20 protein-coding genes are annotated in these 18401 nt (G+C 63.2%); 12 read left to right on the forward strand and 8 right to left on the reverse strand.

What is annotated here, in order from left to right:
* The first annotated feature begins 53 nt into the window (after nucleotides 1-53).
* The 5 genes from AC1DXU_RS10520 (at nucleotide 54) to AC1DXU_RS10540 (ending at nucleotide 3523) form a co-directional block, all read left to right on the forward strand.
* Nucleotides 54-386, forward strand: coding sequence for a co-chaperone GroES (locus AC1DXU_RS10520; protein WP_477367835.1), 333 nt, complete (start codon nucleotides 54-56; stop codon nucleotides 384-386).
* 46 nt (nucleotides 387-432) lie between these two features.
* Nucleotides 433-2058 (forward strand): chaperonin GroEL, encoded by a 1626-nt coding sequence (gene groL, locus AC1DXU_RS10525; RefSeq protein WP_477367838.1) that lies wholly within the window; start codon nucleotides 433-435, stop codon nucleotides 2056-2058.
* A 141-nt stretch (nucleotides 2059-2199) separates the two neighbouring features.
* On the forward strand, nucleotides 2200-2364 hold the full coding sequence (locus tag AC1DXU_RS10530; RefSeq protein ID WP_477272035.1) for a hypothetical protein: 165 nt from the start codon (nucleotides 2200-2202) through the stop codon (nucleotides 2362-2364).
* Nucleotides 2365-2418: 54 nt separating this feature from the next.
* Nucleotides 2419-3051 (forward strand): NAD(P)-dependent oxidoreductase, encoded by a 633-nt coding sequence (locus AC1DXU_RS10535; RefSeq protein WP_477367840.1) that lies wholly within the window; start codon nucleotides 2419-2421, stop codon nucleotides 3049-3051.
* 112 nt (nucleotides 3052-3163) lie between these two features.
* A complete protein-coding gene (locus AC1DXU_RS10540; protein ID WP_477316234.1) occupies nucleotides 3164-3523 on the forward strand; it encodes an SPW repeat protein in 360 nt (119 codons plus the stop codon).
* Nucleotides 3524-3604: 81 nt separating this feature from the next.
* Here the strand turns inward: AC1DXU_RS10540 and AC1DXU_RS10545 are convergent, their stop codons facing one another.
* Complete coding sequence (locus tag AC1DXU_RS10545) at nucleotides 3605-5158, reverse strand: trimethylamine methyltransferase family protein (RefSeq protein WP_477367843.1); 1554 nt, start codon at nucleotides 5156-5158, stop codon at nucleotides 3605-3607.
* Nucleotides 5159-5170: 12 nt separating this feature from the next.
* On the reverse strand, nucleotides 5171-6853 hold the full coding sequence (locus AC1DXU_RS10550) for an FAD-dependent oxidoreductase (RefSeq protein ID WP_477367846.1): 1683 nt from the start codon (nucleotides 6851-6853) through the stop codon (nucleotides 5171-5173).
* Between the two features lie 111 nt (nucleotides 6854-6964).
* Between AC1DXU_RS10550 and AC1DXU_RS10555 the strand changes: the two genes are divergently transcribed.
* From AC1DXU_RS10555 to AC1DXU_RS10570, 4 genes are all read left to right on the forward strand, one after another.
* A complete protein-coding gene (locus AC1DXU_RS10555; RefSeq protein ID WP_477316480.1) occupies nucleotides 6965-7603 on the forward strand; it encodes a TetR/AcrR family transcriptional regulator in 639 nt (212 codons plus the stop codon).
* A 175-nt stretch (nucleotides 7604-7778) separates the two neighbouring features.
* The gene (locus tag AC1DXU_RS10560) at nucleotides 7779-9938 is read left to right on the forward strand and encodes a transglycosylase domain-containing protein (RefSeq protein WP_477367849.1); all 2160 of its coding nucleotides are present in this window, start codon (nucleotides 7779-7781) and stop codon (nucleotides 9936-9938) included.
* 85 nt (nucleotides 9939-10023) lie between these two features.
* Nucleotides 10024-10608, forward strand: coding sequence for a DUF1214 domain-containing protein (locus tag AC1DXU_RS10565; RefSeq protein WP_477367852.1), 585 nt, complete (start codon nucleotides 10024-10026; stop codon nucleotides 10606-10608).
* Nucleotides 10601-11149: a DUF1254 domain-containing protein gene (locus tag AC1DXU_RS10570; RefSeq protein WP_477367855.1), complete on the forward strand. Its 549-nt coding sequence runs from the start codon at nucleotides 10601-10603 to the stop codon at nucleotides 11147-11149. Before AC1DXU_RS10565 ends, AC1DXU_RS10570 begins: the two co-directional genes overlap by 8 nt.
* 18 nt (nucleotides 11150-11167) lie before the next feature.
* Here the strand turns inward: AC1DXU_RS10570 and AC1DXU_RS10575 are convergent, their stop codons facing one another.
* Nucleotides 11168-11386 (reverse strand): hypothetical protein, encoded by a 219-nt coding sequence (locus AC1DXU_RS10575; RefSeq protein ID WP_477367858.1) that lies wholly within the window; start codon nucleotides 11384-11386, stop codon nucleotides 11168-11170.
* A gap of 189 nt (nucleotides 11387-11575) precedes the next feature.
* On the opposite strand from AC1DXU_RS10575, the gene AC1DXU_RS10580 reads away from it, so the two are divergent.
* Nucleotides 11576-12580 carry a hypothetical protein gene (locus AC1DXU_RS10580; RefSeq protein WP_477367861.1) on the forward strand — a complete coding sequence of 335 codons (1005 nt, stop codon included), beginning with the start codon at nucleotides 11576-11578 and terminating at the stop codon, nucleotides 12578-12580.
* Here AC1DXU_RS10580 and AC1DXU_RS10585 read toward each other — a convergent pair.
* From AC1DXU_RS10585 to AC1DXU_RS10595, 3 genes are all read right to left on the reverse strand, one after another.
* On the reverse strand, nucleotides 12567-12914 hold the full coding sequence (locus AC1DXU_RS10585; RefSeq protein ID WP_477367864.1) for a DUF1491 family protein: 348 nt from the start codon (nucleotides 12912-12914) through the stop codon (nucleotides 12567-12569). The genes AC1DXU_RS10580 and AC1DXU_RS10585 overlap by 14 nt on opposite strands.
* Before the next feature lie 71 nt (nucleotides 12915-12985).
* A complete protein-coding gene (locus tag AC1DXU_RS10590; RefSeq protein ID WP_477367867.1) occupies nucleotides 12986-13768 on the reverse strand; it encodes a peptidoglycan-binding domain-containing protein in 783 nt (260 codons plus the stop codon).
* A complete protein-coding gene (locus AC1DXU_RS10595; protein WP_477367869.1) occupies nucleotides 13743-15488 on the reverse strand; it encodes a PAS domain-containing sensor histidine kinase in 1746 nt (581 codons plus the stop codon). The genes AC1DXU_RS10590 and AC1DXU_RS10595 overlap by 26 nt, the downstream gene beginning before the upstream one ends.
* 537 nt (nucleotides 15489-16025) lie before the next feature.
* Here AC1DXU_RS10595 and AC1DXU_RS10600 point away from each other — a divergent pair.
* Together AC1DXU_RS10600 and AC1DXU_RS10605 are read left to right on the forward strand one after the other, a co-directional pair.
* Complete coding sequence (locus tag AC1DXU_RS10600; RefSeq protein WP_477316212.1) at nucleotides 16026-16379, forward strand: DUF5330 domain-containing protein; 354 nt, start codon at nucleotides 16026-16028, stop codon at nucleotides 16377-16379.
* Between the two features lie 115 nt (nucleotides 16380-16494).
* Nucleotides 16495-16923: a SufE family protein gene (locus AC1DXU_RS10605; protein ID WP_477316478.1), complete on the forward strand. Its 429-nt coding sequence runs from the start codon at nucleotides 16495-16497 to the stop codon at nucleotides 16921-16923.
* A 149-nt stretch (nucleotides 16924-17072) separates the two neighbouring features.
* On the opposite strand, the gene AC1DXU_RS10610 is transcribed toward AC1DXU_RS10605, so the two are convergent.
* Nucleotides 17073-17498 (reverse strand): Ros/MucR family transcriptional regulator, encoded by a 426-nt coding sequence (locus AC1DXU_RS10610; protein WP_477316210.1) that lies wholly within the window; start codon nucleotides 17496-17498, stop codon nucleotides 17073-17075.
* 428 nt (nucleotides 17499-17926) lie between these two features.
* Nucleotides 17927-18298 (reverse strand): SH3 domain-containing protein, encoded by a 372-nt coding sequence (locus tag AC1DXU_RS10615; RefSeq protein WP_477367872.1) that lies wholly within the window; start codon nucleotides 18296-18298, stop codon nucleotides 17927-17929.
* Nucleotides 18299-18401 lie beyond the last annotated feature (103 nt).

Here is an 18401-nt window from a genome sequence, read left to right on the forward strand (position 1 = left end):
CGGGCCTATATGGAGGTAGCGGCCGCCTATGCCGGCCCCAGAAAGAAGTTCCCATGAAATTTCGGCCACTCCACGACCGCGTTGTCATCAGGCGCGCGGAAAGCGACACCAAATCCAAGGGCGGTATCATCATCCCCGACAACGCCAAGGAAAAGCCGCAGGAAGGCGAAGTGATCGCCGTTGGGCCGGGCGCGCGCGACGAAAGCGGCGCGCTGATTGCGCTCGACGTCAAGGCCGGCGACTTCATCCTGTTCGGCAAATGGTCCGGCACCGAGGTCAAGCTCGATGGCGAGGACCTTCTGATCATGAAGGAAGCCGACATTATGGGCATCATCGATAAGAGCGAGACCATCGACAAGACCGTGGCGACCAAGAAAGCCGCCTGACGCTGTCCATGCCTTGCTGCTCTCCAAACGAACTGGATGAAAAATCATGTCTGCCAAGGAAATCAAATTCTCCACCGATGCCCGTGATCGCATGCTGCGCGGCGTCGAGATCCTCAACAACGCCGTCAAGGTGACGCTCGGTCCCAAGGGCCGCAACGTCATCATCGACAAGGCCTATGGGGCGCCGCGCATCACCAAGGACGGCGTCACCGTCGCCAAGGAAATCGAGCTTGCCGACAAGTTCGAGAACATGGGCGCCCAGATGGTGCGCGAAGTGGCTTCGAAGACCAACGACCTCGCCGGTGACGGCACCACCACCGCCACGGTGCTGGCCGCTTCGATCCTGCGCGAAGGCGCCAAGTTCGTCGCCGCCGGCATGAACCCGATGGACCTCAAGCGCGGCATCGACCTTGCCGTGACCGCCGTGGTCAAGGAAATCCAGGCGCGGGCCAAGAAGGTCAAATCCTCCGCCGAAATCGCGCAGGTCGGCACCATCGCCGCCAATGGCGACGCCACCGTCGGCGCCATGATCGCCAAGGCGATGGACAAGGTCGGCAATGACGGCGTCATCACCGTCGAGGAAGCCAAGACGGCCGACACCGAACTCGATGTCGTCGAGGGCATGCAGTTCGACCGTGGCTATCTCTCGCCCTATTTCGTCACCAATGCCGAGAAGATGCGCGTCGAGCTGGAGGATCCCTACGTCCTCATCCACGAAAAGAAGCTCGGCAATCTGCAGGCGCTGCTGCCGATCCTCGAAGCGGTCGTGCAAAGCGGCAAGCCGTTGCTGATCATCTCCGAGGACGTCGAAGGCGAAGCGCTGGCGACTTTGGTCGTCAACAAGCTGCGCGGCGGCCTCAAGGTCGCGGCCGTCAAGGCGCCAGGCTTCGGCGATCGCCGCAAGGCGATGCTGGAAGACATCGCCGTGCTCACCGCCGGCCAGATGATTTCCGAGGATCTCGGCATCAAGCTTGAAAACATCACCATCGACATGCTCGGCCGCGCCAAGCGCGTGCTGATCGAGAAGGACACGACGACGATCATCGACGGCGCCGGCCCGAAGGCGACGATCCAGGCGCGCGTCTCGCAGATCAAGGGGCAGATCGAGGAGACAACCTCCGACTATGACAAGGAAAAGCTGCAGGAGCGTCTGGCCAAGCTGTCGGGCGGCGTTGCGGTCATCCGCGTCGGCGGCGCCACCGAATCGGAAGTCAAGGAAAAGAAGGACCGTATCGACGATGCGCTGAACGCCACACGTGCGGCGGTTGAAGAAGGCATCGTCCCCGGCGGCGGTGTCGCCCTGCTGCGCGCCAGGTCGGCGCTCAACGGGCTGACCGGCGCCAATGCCGATGTCAATGCCGGCATCTCGATCGTGCTGCGGGCACTCGAAGCGCCGATCCGTCAGATCGCCGAGAATTCCGGTGTCGAAGGCTCGATCGTCGTCGGCAAGCTCTCCGACAGCAAGGATCACAATCAGGGCTTTGATGCCCAGAACGAGATCTATGTCGACATGATCAAGGCCGGCATCGTCGATCCGGCAAAGGTTGTGCGCACCGCGCTGCAGGACGCCGGCTCGATCGCGGCGCTGTTGATCACAGCGGAAGCCATGATCACCGACATCCCGGCCAAGGATGCCGCGGCTTCGGCCGGCGGCGGCATGGGCGGTTACTGACCGTCGCCTGAAGTGCCCGCCCGGCAAAGCCGGACGGGCCAAACCAGAACAACGGCCGTCGGGGGCACTTCCCCGGCGCGCCAAGGATTTCCGCCAGTCAGGAAGACTTCCATCAGTCAGCAACGACAGGGAGATCGACACATGATTACCTTCGTACCAAAGCCAAATGGCGTTCCGGCGACCAAGCCAGCCGAGGAAAGCCGCTTCGACCGCATCCGCAGGATTGCCGCCGACAAGCACAGACAAACCGATACCGGCACGATACGCCGCGACCCGCAAAAGGCCGGCGACAAGCGCCCGATGTGAGGCGCGCCACGTCCCTCAGAGGGGGCGTAGCGGGCTGTCCCAGGGGAGAGGATGATGAAACTACTCATCTTTGGCGCCTCGGGTGCGACGGGGCGCCTCGTCGTCTCGGCTGCTCTGGCAAAAGGCCATGCGGTGACCGCCTTCGTTCGCACCCCGAGCAAGCTTGCCGTAAGCCATGAAAACCTGAGGGTGATTGTCGGAGATGTCGCCGATCAACAGGCAGTGGAGCGCTCCGTTGCCGGGCATGAAGCGGTTTTCAGCTGTCTCGGGGTCGGAGTGCCGCTGAAACACGACCCGGCCGTGGTTGCCGGCATCGGCTTCATCGTCGATGCCATGCAGCGGACCGGCCCTGCCCGGCTCATCTATCTTTCGTTCCTCGGCGTGCGCGACAGCCGGCGGCAATTGGGACCGCTGCTCGGCGGTGTCATCGTACCGCTTGTGCTGCGTCGTGAAGTGGCCGACCACGAGGCAAAGGAAAAGCTTATCGTCCAATCCAGTCTCGACTGGACCATCGTGCGGCCGCCCAAGCTCACAAACGGTGCGGCAACCGGTGAATTCCGCCACGGCAATGGTATTCAGGCGACGTCCCTGCTGCCTACATTGGCGCGTGCCGATGTGGCGGCCTTCATGCTCGGCCAGCTCGACGACACCACCTATTCGCGCAAGGCGGTTGCCATCCTGCACTGACCCTCCCATCGCAGGTCCTTGAAGGCCATTTGAAGCGTAATTATATCAATGACTAAGCGTGCGGTGCACGCGAAACGTAGTGGTTTGGTCAAGCTTCTCTAAGGAGGTTGTCATGGCCAATAAACTCATGGAAGGAAAACGTGGCCAGGATCTGATCAATCTGATCCTTGCCGTTTGCCTGTTCATCTCACCCTGGATAATCGGCTTCGCTGCTGAAACCGCTCCCGCATACAACGCCTGGGTTGTCGGCGTTGTGCTCGGTGCGCTGGCAGTCGCGACTCTCTCCGTATTCGCCGAGTGGGAAGAGTGGGTGAATCTTGTTCTCGGACTTTGGCTGATCGTTTCACCCTGGCTGCTGGGGTTCATGGCCAACGCTGACGCGATGGCGACGCATGTGATCCTCGGCGTGCTGGTGGTTGTCGCATCGGCCTGGGCCGTCTGGGACGTTCGTCACCCGCACGCGCATGCGTGATCGGTGACGACAAAGGAGGGGCCCGGCGCGTGAGCGGCGGGCTCCGCTGATCGCTGAGAGCGATGCGCCGGCCGCACGACCTCACGAGACCGGTGCTGCGCCGCCCTGTTCAGTGCGCCGGGCGATGAATTCGTCGAGAATGCCAGCGGTGGCAGTGGCCGAAGCTGGCGGCTGGAAGTCGGCCAGTATCCGTTTCCAGATGCCGGTGGCGCGCTCGGTCGCGGTCTTTGACCCGGCTTGTGTCCAGTTGCCGAAATTCGACCAGTCGGCCACCAGCGGCTCATAGAAGGCGGTGCGGTAGCGCGCCATCGTGTGCCCGGCCGAGAAGAAATGCCCGCCCGGCTGTACCTCGGCGATGGCTTCGAAGCCGATTGCGTCCTCGTCGCCGGGTGTGGCGGCGCACAGTTCGGCGACGGTCTGCACCGCCTCGATATCGGTGATCAGCTTTTCAAACGAGACGCTGAGGCCGCCTTCCAGCCAGCCGGCGGCGTGGATGCACACCGTCGCACCGGCCAGCACCGAACCCCACAGCGCGAACTGCGTTTCATGCGCGGCCTGCACATCCGAAATGTTGGCGGCACTGCCGCCGCCGGAGCGCCAGGGCAAGCCGGTGAAGCGCGCCAGTTGGCCGGCGCCCAGCGTCGCCTTGACATGCTCCGGCGTGCCAAAGGCCGGCGCGCCCGACTTCATGTCGACATTGGACGAGAATGAGCCGTAGACCACTGGCGCGCCTGGTCGCACGATCTGCGCCAGCGCCAGCCCGGCCAGCGCTTCGGCATGCTGGAGCGTCAGCGCGCCGGCGACGGTGATCGGCGCCATGGCGCCGGCGAGGCAAAACGGCGTGATGATCAGCACTTGCCCGGCTTTGGCAAAGTCGATGATGCCTTGCGCCATCGGAATGTCGAGCTGACGCGGTGAGTTGGTGTTGATGATGGTGTAGCAATGGGCGCCAGAACGAAACGCGTCCTCCGACAGGCCGCGCGCCAGCCGCAGCATCTCGAAGCCGTCCTCGACCTGCGGGGTGCCGCGGGCGAAGACGAACGGGAACTTGTCGGACAGCGTCAGCTGCGCACGATTGACGGCATAGTGGCGGACGCGATTGTCGATGTCCTGTGGCTCGATGCAGGGCCCCAGCATATGCAGCACGTCGAAATGCTGCACCAGCCGCATGAGATCCTCGAAAGCGGCCAGCGTTCCCGGCCGCCGGCCGCGCTCGAGATCGGTGACGTTGGGCGCGCCGGCGCCGGCCAGGAACGTCATCGAGCCCAGTTCGAGCATGAGGTCGCGGGAACGGTCGCCGGCCAGCGCCCGGATCGACTTGGGTGCGGAGGCGAGTGCGGCCGTCACGATATCGCGCCCGATGCGCACCATCTGGCTGTCTTCGTCGACGAGCGCGCCGGCACCGGCGAGGATGCGCCGCGCTTCGGGCAGCAGCACCTTGATGCCAAGCTCCTCCAGCACGCGCAGCGCCGTGTCATGGATGGCAGCGACCTGGTCGTTCGAAAACACCGGCTGCGGCAGGAACGGGTTTTTCAGCGAACGATAGTCCGGCCGACGGCTGGACTCGCTGCCGGCCTCGCCGGTTCGTCCGCGCCGGCGCTCGCGCCTGACGTCACGTGCGGCATCATCGACCATGGCCAAACCTCCTCATTGCCGCATCGCCTCCCCCTGGGGATCATAGGGAGAGGCCGGGATGACGCGCGCCGGCCGCTCGATGCCGACAATATGCACCGACAGCGCCGTGCCCTCGCCGGCGAAATCGCGATCGACAAGCGCCAGCGCCAGGCTCTTGCCGACCGCATAGCCATAACCACCGGAGGTGACGAAGCCAACGCGCCGGCCGTTGTGCCAGACCGGTTCGAAACCACTGGCGTCGGCGTCGACGGCGTCGATTTCCAGCGTCACCAGGCATTGTTGGGAGGGAACATTTCGTTGCTTCAACGCGGCCTCGCGGCCGATGAAATCGCCCTTGGAGAAGGCGATGAAGCGGTCGAGCCCGGTCTGACCAGGCGTATAGGCCTGGGTAAATTCGCGCGACCAGATGCCAAAGCTCTTTTCCAGCCTGAGCGCGTTCAGCGCATAGAAGCCGATCTCGGCCAGGCCGAGATCCTCGCCGGCGGCAAGCAGCGTCTCGCGCAAAGTGGCATGCATGGTGGCGGGACAGTTGATCTCGAAGCCGACTTCGCCGGCGATGGAGAGGCGGGCAACCCGCGCGCGCACCATGCCGATGTCGAACGCGCCGCAGGCCATGAACGGCAAAGCCGCACCGGAGACATCCTGATGCGTCGTGCGCGCCACGATGGCCCGCGCATTCGGCCCGGTAACGAGAAACCCGGTCATGATGTCGGAGGGGTCGGTGACGGTCACGCCCTCCGCGGCATTCGCCTCGAACCAGCGCATATGGAATTCTCGGAGATAGTAGGAGCCCATGATCCAGTATTGCCCGTCGCCCCAGTTGAAGACGGTGAGATCGCCCTTCAGCCGGCCATCATGGCCGAGCATCGGCGCGAGTTTGGGGTTCTGCTCGTAGACGCCGAGCAGCACGCCCTTTCGCTCCTGCCGGAGGTAGGAGAAGCCGTCGAGATCGACGGCAAGGCCAAGCTCCTTGTCGAGCGCGGCGACCTCGGGAATGTCCTCGGTGATGAAATAATGGTGCTCCATCGGCGTCACCGGCAGCTCGACGCCGGCCATGCGGCCCACCTGCTTGGCCCAGAGACCACCGGCATTGACGACATGCTCGGCAATGATCGTGCCTTGCTCGGTCAGCACATCCCAGCCGCCGTCGGCGCGCGGCTTGAGGTCGAGAACACGGTTGCGCAGGATGACATCGGCGCCGCGCTTTTTGGCGGCTCCGGCATAGGCATGCGTGGTGCCATAGGGGTCGAGATGGCCTTCGTTGGAATCGTAGAGGCCGCCGAGCACGTCGCTGACATCGGCGATCGGGCAGATTTCCTTGATTTCTTCGGGGGTCACCAGCTTGGCGGTCTCAATGCCCACCGACTGGAACACTGCCCAGGCCGATTTCAGCCACTCCCAGCGGGCGGGATCGCTGGCCATATTGACGCCGCCGGTCATGTGCAGGCCGGCATTCTGGCCGGATTCGGCCTCGATCTCGCGGTAGAGCTTGATCGTGTAGTCCTGCAGCGCCGCGACATTGGGATCGGCGTTGAGCGCATGGAAACCGGCCGCCGCATGCCAGGTCGAACCGGCGGTCAGTTCGGCGCGCTCGATGAGCGCGACATCGCTCCAGCCGAACCGCGCCAGATGGTAGAGCACCGAGGCCCCGACGACCCCGCCCCCGATGACGACTGCGCGATAATGCGACTTCACGAGCCTCTCCCTCTCGTTTGACGTCCTCACGATACATGGACTGTACACATGTGTCTAGACACTTATGTCCAGAGCTTGCGCGACGCTTCGCGCCATGCCACTTGTGGTTCCATGGTGATGAATGCTCCTCAGGACGAACTGGCGCCCGGCAACATCAAGGCGACCCGCTCCGACTGGATCAATCTGGCGCTGCAGACGCTGATCTCGGACGGCATAGAGAGTGTGCGGGTGCTGACGCTCGGCCAGAAACTCGGCGTCTCGCGTTCGAGCTTCTACTGGTATTTCCAGAGCCGTCAGGACCTGCTCGACCAGCTGCTCGCCCACTGGCACGACACCAACACCAAGGCGATCGTCGAACGCGCGCAGCGGCCGGCGGAATCGATCATCATGGGCGTCATGAATGTGTTCGAATGCTGGGCCGACGAGCGGCTGTTCGACCCCAGGCTCGACTTCGCCATCCGCGAATGGGCGCGCCGCTCCGACGATGTGCGCCGGGCCATCGACAAGGCCGACAATGACCGGCTGGGCGCCATCCGCGAGATGTATCGCCGCCACGGCTATGACGAGGAGGACGCCTTCATCCGGGCGCGCGTGCTCTACTACATGCAGATCGGCTATTACGTGCTTGACCTCAAGGAGCCGGTCGAGGCGCGGGTCAGTCATCTCGCGGCCTATTTGCGCAGCTTTACCGGCCTGGAGCCCAGCGAGGCCGATGTCGCGCATTTCATGCGCTTCATCGCGGCACGGTGAGATCTGCCTGAAGATACCAGAATCGAAGCCATCTCTGCCCGGTCAACAAACCGTGCTGTGTGGCTTCGCCGCCCTTGTGAGCGGTGCTAAAATGGACGAATAGTCTTGCCTGGTGCGCCGCCCTGAAATAGCCCGCATGCGGCTCTCAGGTAGCGGCGTGGGGCGGAATTCTGGAATGACCAGTCCTTTGGAACCGCGCAAGAGAAGAGGCCCAATCGCCGCAGCACTGCTGGCGGTGGATGCGTGGCTCGATTCCTCGCTCTACGAGATCGGCTTCAAGGCCAGTCAGTTCTGGGAAACAGCCACCATCTTTTTCCGGCGCTTCCGCGTGACCGGCTGGCGCCGCGCCATCATCGAAGTGTTGAGCGAAGGTTTTACAATGGGCGCCGGTGGCATCGTCGTCCTTTTGGCGCTGGCCATGCCGGCCTTCCAGATCACCACCGGCGACTGGCGCACGCAGGGCGACTTCGCCGTCACCTTCCTCGACCGCTACGGCAACGAGATCGGCCAGCGCGGCATCATCCAGCGCGATTCGGTGCCTGTCGACGAGATGCCCGACCATGTCATCAAGGCGGTGCTGGCGACCGAGGACCGGCGCTTCTTCGAGCATTACGGCATCGACGTGCTCGGCCTGTCGCGCGCTATCTTCGAGAATGTGCGAGCCAACTCCGTCGTCCAGGGCGGCTCCAGCATTACCCAGCAGTTGGCCAAGAACCTGTTCCTGTCGAATGAGCGGACCTTGCAGCGCAAGATCAAGGAAGCCTTCCTGTCGCTGTGGCTTGAAGCCAATCTGTCGAAGAAGGAAATCCTGCAGCTCTATCTCGACCGCGCCTATATGGGCGGCGGCACTTTCGGCATCGAGGCGGCGGCCGATTTTTATTTCGGCAAGAGCGTCAAGGACCTCAACCTCGCCGAGGCGGCGATGCTGGCCGGGCTGTTCAAGGCGCCGACCAAATACGCGCCGCACATCAACCTGCCGGCGGCTCGCGCCCGCGCCAATGTGGTGCTGTCGAACCTCGTCGATTCCGGCTTCATGACCGAAGGCCAGGTGCTGCAGGCGCGGCTGCATCCGGCCGAAATCGTCGACCGCGGCGAGCAGAAGAGCCCGGACTATTACCTCGACTGGGCCTTCGACGAGGTCAAGAAGATCGCCGCCAAGACCGGCCAGCACTCGCTGGTCGCTCACACCACCTTCGACGCCAACATTCAGAAGGCGGCCGAGGAATCGATGGAATTCCACCTGCGCCAGTTCGGCAAGGAGTACAACGTCACCGAGGGCGCGGTGGTCGTCATCGAGACCAATGGCGCGGTGAGGGCCATCGTCGGCGGCCGCGACTACGGCGCCAGCCAGTTCAACCGCGCCACCAAGGCGCTGCGCCAGACCGGCTCCTCGTTCAAACCGTATGTCTATGCCACGGCGATGGAACACGGCTTCACCCCGGACTCCGTTGTCTCCGGCGGGCCGATCACGTGGGGCGGCTGGTCTCCCAAAAACTACAGTGGCGGATCGGCCGGCAACGTGACGCTGCTCACGGCGATCGCCAAATCGATCAACACCGTGCCGGTGCGGCTGGCCAAGGACCATCTCGGCATCGGTCCGATCAAGGCGATGGCCGAATCGTTCGGCGTCGAATCACCGCTGGAATCGCACAAGACCATGGTGCTCGGCACGTCGGGCATGACGGTGATGGACCAGGCGACCGGCTACAGCGTGTTCGCGCAGGACGGCTTTGTCGGCTCGCGCCATGGCATCACCCAGCTGGTCACCCGAACCGGCGAGGTGGTCTACGATTTCGCCAAGGATGCGCCGCCGCCGCACCGCGTGCTGTCGGAACAGGCGCTCATCTACATGAACACCATGCTGGCGGCGGTGCCGGTGATCGGCACGGCCCGGCGCGCCCAGCTTCCCAACATCGTCGTCGCCGGCAAGACCGGCACCACGCAGTCCTACCGCGATGCCTGGTTTGTCGGCTTCACCGGCAACTACACGGCCGCCGTCTGGCTCGGCAATGACGACTTCACGCCGACCAACAAGATGACCGGCGGCTCGCTGCCGGCAATGGTCTGGCAGCGGCTGATGGTCTACGCCCACCAGAACATCGACATCAAGCCGATCCCCGGCCTCGAACACCCCTTCGTCGACGCCGAGATTGCGGCCAAGGCCGAGGAAGCGGAGAAGAAAAATGTCGATCAGGCAGCAGCCGACGCCGCCGCTGAGCGGCCGGCAGTGCTGTCCAGCCGCACCACGCAGACGCTGCGCGACATGACCAGACTGTTCCAGTCGGCGCCGGTGCTCCAGCCCCCCGCGGCACCGGAGACCCTGTCGGCGCTGTGACCAGGCAATTCCGCTCCGCCCGCTTGCCACATGCCCCCGCGCCGCGATATCCCCGAACGGCAATCCTGCTTGTCCCCGGCCTTTCATGCTCAAGAACGCCTTCCTGACGCTCGTCGCGCTTGCCATAGCCATCGGTGGTGGCGGCGGCAGCGTCTGGTATGCGCTGAAGGTGCAGGACGGTGTCGGCGCCATCAGGATCGGCCAGTGGACCGCCTTCCCCGACATCGGCACGCAAGGCGCGGACCCCTATTCCAAGGCGCGCGTGGCGCGCGAGGGCGTGCTGGCGCTCGGACAGGCCGAAGGGCTGTCCTTCATCGCCGAGCGCGATGCCGGCGGCGACCAGTTGAAGCGGGAATGCGCCTACAGGATCGAAGGCGGATTTCCCACCGCCCGCTTCTGGACCCTCTATGCCGCCGACCAGTCGCTTGGCGTGGTCGAGACCGGTAAGCCGAGGCTGGCGGCGCTGCAATCCTACCAGGTGCTGCGCCAGCCCGACAATTCGGTGATCATTTCCGTCGGCAACCGCCCCACCCCGGGCAACTGGCTGCTGACCGATGGTTTTGGCCGGATGTATTTCGTGCTCACCTTCTACGACACGCCGATCGCCTCAAGCACCGGGCTTTCCGATGTGACGCTGCCGAAGATCGTGAAGGTCGACTGCAATGCGTAGGCTGCTGCATGCCATCCTGCTCGGCCTGGTCGGCGCCGGCATTGTCCATATTGTGGTGCTGCTGTTGGTGCCGGAGTTTTCCGAACGCGACGCCTGGTCGCGACTGGCCATGGCCTCGGACCTCTACAAGATGACCAGGCTCGATGCCGAGGCCGGCGGCGCGCCAGTGGTCAAGTCCGTCGATCCGCTATTCTACGCGGTGGCCTGCCGCTTCGATCTCGCCGAGGGGATGGTGCGGGTCAAGGCGCCGGGCAACGTGCCGTTCTGGTCGGTGTCCGTCTATGACCGCAATGGTCACAATTTCTATTCCTTCAACGACCATACCGCGACTGGCGGCGTGCTCGATACCGTCGTGCTGACGCCGGCGCAGATGATCGAGGTGCGCAAGGAACTGCCCGAGGATCTGCAGGGCGCGATCTTCGTCGAAGCCCCGATCGACGAAGGCATATTCGTTATCCGCTCGTTCGTGCCCGACGACAGCTGGAAGCCTGTCGTATCGCGGTTTCTCGAGCAGAGCTCCTGCGAGCTGCAGGATTTCTAGGCCTACCCCGAAGCCGGCTCAGTGATGCGGTACCGGCATCGTCCCCGGCGAACCCGGCATCGCCCCCGGCGAGCCCGGCTTGTCCGGACCGACGCCGCCAGGCCTTGCCTCGCCTGTCAGCGGCGGCTGTTCGTAGCGAACGCCGGGGAAAATGATGACTGCCGCCGGCGTGCCGGTGGATTGACTTGCTCTGTTGGTTGCCGCCGTTCGCGGCACGAAAGACAGGACCATGCCCATGGTTCGCGTATTCCTCTCGGTTGCCCCGGAGCACAACGCAACGCCTCCAAATGTGATTAAGGCAGGCAGAGGGTTAACGGAGCGCTAACGGATCAGCGCTAACTTGATCTTTGTTCTAGGCAAACGCGAAACCGACACAGTCCCGGTCGAGCGTGGTCCAGATTGTGTCGAGTGTCAGGCGTATCCTTCGTGTCAGCTTCGGATTTCAGGCAAATCGCTATACGGGCTGAATCGGGAAAGGCCGAAAGGCTGTTCCGCGCGGTGGTCTCGGCGTTCTGCTGCCTGACCCGTCCGTCGCGCCGCGAAATCGCCCAACTCGAGGATCTGACGCTGCCGCTGTTCGACAATGTGTCGGTCGAATCGCGCCGCTACGTCGCCGCCGCCCTTTCCGAATGCGAATATGCGCCGGCCGCATTGGTGCGGCGGCTTTGCGAGGAACCGGTCGACATTGCCGCCCCTTTGCTGATCCGCTCGCGCGCGCTCGGCGACATCGACCTCATCGCGCTGATCGGACGTCACGGCCTGCCGCATGCGCGCGCCATTGCGCGTCGCAAGGATCTCAACCCGACCATCGTCCAGCTGATCAAGGTGCTTGAAAAGCCGACACTGGTGCGGGTGCGGCCGCCGGAAGCGGTCGTGAAGCCGGAGGCCGAAAGCGCCGAAGCTGCGCCTGTCGAGCCCTTCCGGCAGGAGACTTCAGGCGCTGCCGCCGAAAACGCCCGGCAGCGGCTGCGCTCGATGATGCGCACTGATGCCGTGAGTGAAGGGGCTGCCGCCAATGCGTTCGTCGGCCCCAGCACCTATGCCAGGCTGCGCGAGACGGCGCTGACCGGCAATGCGGCCTTCTTCCAGACCGCGCTTGCCGACGCGCTCGAAATCGACTTTTCGACGGCGCGATCGCTGACGGAAAGCTCTACCTATGCCTCACTGCTTGCCGCCTTGCGGGCGCTCGACCTCAGCGAAGACAGGGCATTCCTGATCACGGTTGCCGTCTATCCCAATGCGTTTCCGCACCCGCAGGCCATTCGCACCTTCCTCGACCGCTACCATCTGCTGCATCACGAGGCGGCACTGGACAAGGTCCGCAACTGGAAGGCCGAGACGCTGTCGAGGGCGGTTCACACAGCCGCGAACGCCGACGCACGCAAGGCGTCCAACAGCGGCGACGTTGCCGGCAGCCTCAAGGCGTCTTGACGGAGAGAAGCTCCTCCACCGGAACCGCGCCAGCCTCGATCTCGACCACCCAGATGTCGGGATCGAATTTCTTTTCCCGTTCCAGCCTGGCATCGAATAGAGCGGCGTCATCACCCGTGCCGAGCAGGCTGAAAAACCGGTCGTCGGGCTTGCCCGAATCGTAGCTCGTCTGCGGCGCCGGGCCGAACAGGGTAATTTCACCAAGCCTGCCACGCGCCAGCACAAAGACGGCGCCAGCCTCGGTGGCGCCGCGCTTAACGACAGCGGCAAAACCGCCGGCGCCGAAAACCCGGCGCAGCAAAGCCGACACCCATAGATCGGTGGTCACGCGCATGGCAGGGCTCCGGACGACATGCGACGGGTCTTAGCGGGATTTTCGCCGGTCCGCGAGCCTCGTTTCGACCGTCAGTTGGTCAGGCCGATCTCGCGCATCTTGACGTAGACGACTTCGTCGGGCTCGCCGGTCTGCGGCAGGCCGAACAGCGACTGGAATTCCTTGATCGCTGCCTTGGTGCGGGCGCCGACGACGCCATCGAGCTGCATGTCGTCATTGCCGAAAGCCTTCAGCCCGGCCTGAATCTTGACGATGCGGGCGTCAGGCGCCTCAGCAGATGCGGACGCCGAGACCGGGATGGCAACCGGTGCAGTCGCTGGCACGGCGGCAGGAGCAGCGGCGATATCCACTGGGCGCGGGATCGGATGCGGGATGCCCGCTGTCGTCTGCTTGGCGCCGAGCTGGTCGAGCAGAACGGCGTCGATCTCACCGGACGCCGGCAGCCCCACCTTCTGCTGATAGGCCTGGATGGCCTTGCGCGTGTTGGGGCCGGAAATGCCGTCGACAGTGCCGGAATAGAAATCGAGGTCCTTCAATATGCCCTGGACCTGTTCGACGACCGGGTCGCTTTTGACTGCGCCTGGCCGCACGATGTTGATGGTGGTTTCGGGTTCGTCGCTGCCCGCCCGCGAAAAGCTCTCGATGCTCCTGGTGGCGAAGAACGCGCCGGCATGCGGAAAAGGCTGGTACCAAAGCGCATTGGCTGAGACATAGAACAGCGTCACCAGGAATGCGGTGGAGCCGCCAACCAGGACCGGGTTCTGCGAGATCAGGCTGCCGACAGCCATCGCCCCGTCCTCGAAGGCGTTGCTGCGGCGCTTGACTGCCTTAAGCTGTTTTGCGGAGCGAGCCATTCCTGTCCCCTTTCGCTTCCCCCTTCGTCCTGGCTTTGGGCATCGGCAACACGCCGGTCTTGTCGGCCGAGCGATCTTTCGGTCCGTTCACCGGAAAGCTGATCGCTACCGTGGTGCCCTCGCCCGGCATGCTCTCGATCGACATCGTGCCCTCGTGCAGCGCCACCAGCCCCTTGACCAGCGACAGGCCGAGCCCGGTCCCCTCGAAGCGGCGCGTATAGTCGTTCTGGATCTGCATGAACGGCTTGCCGAGATTGGCAAAGTCTTCTTCGGCGATGCCGATGCCGGTGTCCCTGACCCAGAAATGCAGCCGCGAGCCGATGCGCTTGGCGCCGACGACGACATCGCCGCCATCGGGGGTGAACTTGATCGCATTGGAGACGAGGTTGATGAGGATCTGCTGCACGGCGCGGCGGTCGGCGTTGATCTCGCCGGCGTCCGGCGCAATCTGCGCCTGCAGATCGATGTGCTTTGCCTCGGCCTGCAGCTGCATCATCGACTGGCACATTTCGACGGCATCAATGAAGCGGAACGGCTCCGGCTCAGTCGCGTAGGCGCCGGCTTCGATCCTGGACACGTCGAGGATCGAAGTGACGACGGCAAGCAGATGCTGGCCGGAATCCCGGACCAGGCCGACATATTCCTTCTGGCGCGGATCCTTGAAGCCGCCGAACATCTCATGCAGCAGCATGTCGGAAAAACCGATGATAGCGTTGAGCGGCGTGCGCAGCTCATGGCTGACGATTGCCAGGAACCGTCCCTTCGCCACCTCGGCCGACGCGGCCGCCTCATTGGCAACGGCGAGATCCTCGCGCAGCCGGGCAATTTCGCCATCCTCGCGCAGCACCAGCGTGAAGATGTCCTGCTGCAGTTCGCCCCGCACCAGTTCGAGAAAAAATGGCCGGTAATTGTCGGCCGTCGGCCCGTCGCCGTTCTGCGGTAGCCGGACGCGAAGATCGAGCCGGCGCGAAGGCGCGCCATCGCGCATATCGGCGAGCGCGCTGAGATAGGCGACGCGGTCGGACAGATGGATACGATCGAACAGGCCGGTGCCGAACAGCAGCTCCGGCGGCAGCTTCAGGATCGTGCGTGCCTTTGCCGACACGTCGACAACCTCGCCTTGCCTGGTGATGCGCAGAACGACGGCGTCGATCGTGTCCTCGAGCCGGTCGCTTGCAGCCAGCGCGGGCTGCGCCTGTACGGCATCGCCGAAGGCGGCAAGCCGGGAGACCAGCGTCAGCGCCCAGGCCAGCGGCAGCAACCAGTGCCACGCACTGATTTCCGCGGGACCGAACGGCAGGACAGAGCCGGCAAAGGGTTGCAGCAGCGCAGCGAGCAGCGCGCAGACGCCTCCCCAAAGCACGGCGCGCCGCGAGGCGCCGATCCACCAAGCTTCGAATGGCAGCGCCACGGCAAGCAGGGCGACCGGCGAGGCCAAGCCGCCCGCGGCTGCAATGACGGCGGCAAGCGCAAGACCGCCCAGGCCAAGCGCAACCTGGCTGGCGAGCGCCATCTTGCCCGAGGCCGCCACCAGCAAGGCGGCGAACCAGCAAAAACCGAAAGCGGCAAAGATCGTTGCGACCGTGACGGCCGCGCCCATGCCCGAAGTGACCAATGTGACTGCGGCACCGGCGGTGAAGAACGGCGCGGCCAGCATGACGCCGATGAAGCGCTGTTGGCGCAGGCGGTCATCCTGCCCGATGATGGTTGGATGAACCATACGTTCACAGCTGGCAGCCAGCGCGCCAGGCAATCCAACGTATTTGGCCGCAATCGAACTCAATGCAACGCACTCGCACCCGGTCGTGAACTGCCCTGCTTCGCAGGTGGCTTTTGTTGATTTGAAACTCGCATCCAGCGTTTAAGGAATGGATAAGGCTGAACCGACCAACGCCCGCCCTGCGGCAAATATTGTGGCGCGGTGCGATGAAATCCCAGGCAAATGCCGCCATAGTAAACGGAGCGTTATCCGCGCGGAGCGCCCTGATGCTGGCAACGGCCAGCGCTCGCGCTTCGCCATTTTCAGAAATACATATAGAAAACAGATAGATAGATGGTTACTGATTGTTGAAAGAAAACCGGCGGTCTTTGAGGCAAATCGAATGCAAAACGTAACGTTTCGAATTTGCCTAAAATTTGCGGAAAATTCTCGCTGTCTCCGCAAGCCGTCCTTTGCGCGTCTGTGTCAGTATCGTGTCCATAAAAGAGGTCGTGCCGCATGGATGCATGATCCGGTTACCGACGAGAGGGCAGACATATGGGCTTTCTGATAAGAATGGCTTTCTGGTTTTCGCTGGTGCTTCTGGCGCTGCCGCTGACCGTCGGTCCCGACGAGGCAGGCCGCGAGAGTGTCGGCCCGCTCCAGGCTCTGTTTGCGGCTCGTGAAGCTGTCGGCGACATCGCCGGCATCTGCGAACGCAAGCCCGATGTCTGCGAGACCGGCAAGTCGGCGATGCACACAATCACCGCCCGGGCCAAGGAGACCGCCAAGATCGCGGCCGCCATGCTGGACGAGAAGACAGCCGCCGAACCCGACACATCTGTTTCCACCGGCAGCGTGACCGAGCAGATCGTCCTGCCCGCAACAGTCAACATTCCGGCGAAAAACTGAGACAGCTTTCAGCCGTGTCTATGGCTACACCGCAGGCCCGACAGACCTCTCGGCGCCTGCGGTGCTTTCTTCTTTTTCCGTGACGCGGCGACGCTGGATGACTATATCCGGCGTGATGACGACGACGATCCAGACGATCCGCGACGATTTTTCCCTGCTCGACGAGTGGGAAGACCGCTATCGCTATGTGATCGAACTGGGCGAGGCCCTGCCGCCATTTCCCGACGCGGAACGCAATCCGGCCAACAAGGTGCCCGGCTGCGTCAGCCAGGTCTGGCTGACCACCGAACAGGGAGCAGGTGCCGACCCGGTCATCACCTTCACCGGCGATTCGGACGCCCATATCGTTCGCGGGCTGGTCGCCATCATGCTGGCGCTGTTTTCGGAACAACCGGCCAGCGAGATCCTGAAAACCGACGCGGAAGCCACGCTGAAGGGACTCGGCCTTGACGAACACCTTTCACCGCAGCGCGCCAATGGCCTGCGCTCGATGGTCAAGCGCATCAAGCGCGACGCCGAAGCGGCGCTGAAACAGACCGCCTGATCAGACCCTGACGCAAAGGATGATCGGCGCGCGATTGCCCGTCGGCATGGAGAACCGGGCATCAGCTGGATGATGGTCCGCCAAAGAAAGCAAAAACGGCGCCCACAGGCGCCGTCGATGGTCGAAACCTCGAGGAAACGAAGCCGGTATCAGCGCCCCTTGCGCTTGCGGCCAAGACCCATCTTCTTGGCAAGCTGCGAGCGTGCAGCTGCATAGTTGGGCGCAACCATGGGATAGCTTGCGTCCAGGTTCCATTTTTCACGGTATTCGTCGGGCGTCAGACCATAGTGGGTCATCAAGTGACGCTTGAGCGACTTGAACTTCTTGCCGTCTTCAAGACAGACGATGTAGTCGTCATGAACAGAGCGCTTCGGGTTTACCGCAGGCTTCTGCTTGTCGGCAGGAGGCGCTTCGGCGGCCCCACCCACGCGCCCGAGAGCGGCATGGACATCGGCGATAAGGTTCGGCAGTTCGCCGACGGGCACGGGATTGTTGCTGACATAGGCGGCCACCACATCGGCGGTCAGTTCGATCAGCGCATCGCTATTTCGGGCAGGCGTTTCGGCGATATCCATAGTGTTTCAAGACCCCAACGAGGTTGTTTCTGTCTGCGCCCCTTTTCTAGAAGCGGGCATCGCGCGAATTTCAGGCAGGAAGAACCTCCACGATTCGCGTCGGGGCATCTTAATGAGCCAGTCAACCAAGTAAGTCAATTCGCTTGTTGCGCTATATTCAACGATATTAGTCAAACATTCCGCGTTCAGCTTCAACCTTCGGTGCACTGTGTAACTTTGCGATATTTTTCTGGTCAGACCAGCAGCGGCTGACGCTGCGTCACATCCACCTTTACATCGGTGACGCGAGGTAAAATGGGTTGAATGCTTCGGCTATGCTTGGCCGCGCCACGGGCTACCCGGCTATCAGGCTCTAATGAAATCACAGGTTGAAAAACATTACTGAATGTTCATGAGCGGATATGCCGGGGCCACCAAGGCGAGCCTCATCAGTAAGGGGTGATGTACTTTCCATACACCCAGCCGGTCGTGAAATTGCCGTTCTGCGCCGGATCGTGCCAGACTTCGCACCAGCGATAGCGGATTGTCTGCTCCTGCTTCCAATGCGGCTGACTGGCGATATCGAGCAGGTTTGTTCCGCCGGTGCACTTGCCGGTCATCTGCAGAACCGTCCCGTTGGGATAGGCGGCCTGCTTCTGGGATGTGCCCGACGGGTATTTGCGCACGTTGAGCGTATCGCCAAACGGCACGCCGGTCACTTGCCAAGCTGCGAACGCAGTTGCATGAGACTGGCCAGTGAAGGCCAAAACTGTCGAAGCGACGGCCAAAGCCGCAGCGGTGCCAACATAGAACTTCATCATTTCCTCCTCCCGCCCCTCTGCCTGGAGCCCGACAATGCCAGTAGAGCCCGGCTCTTGAACCCGCGCTGATCGGCGTGTTCATTCGCCATTCAAGATTTCTGCC

The sequence above is a fragment of the Mesorhizobium sp. P3_A10 genome, assembly GCF_056403175.1.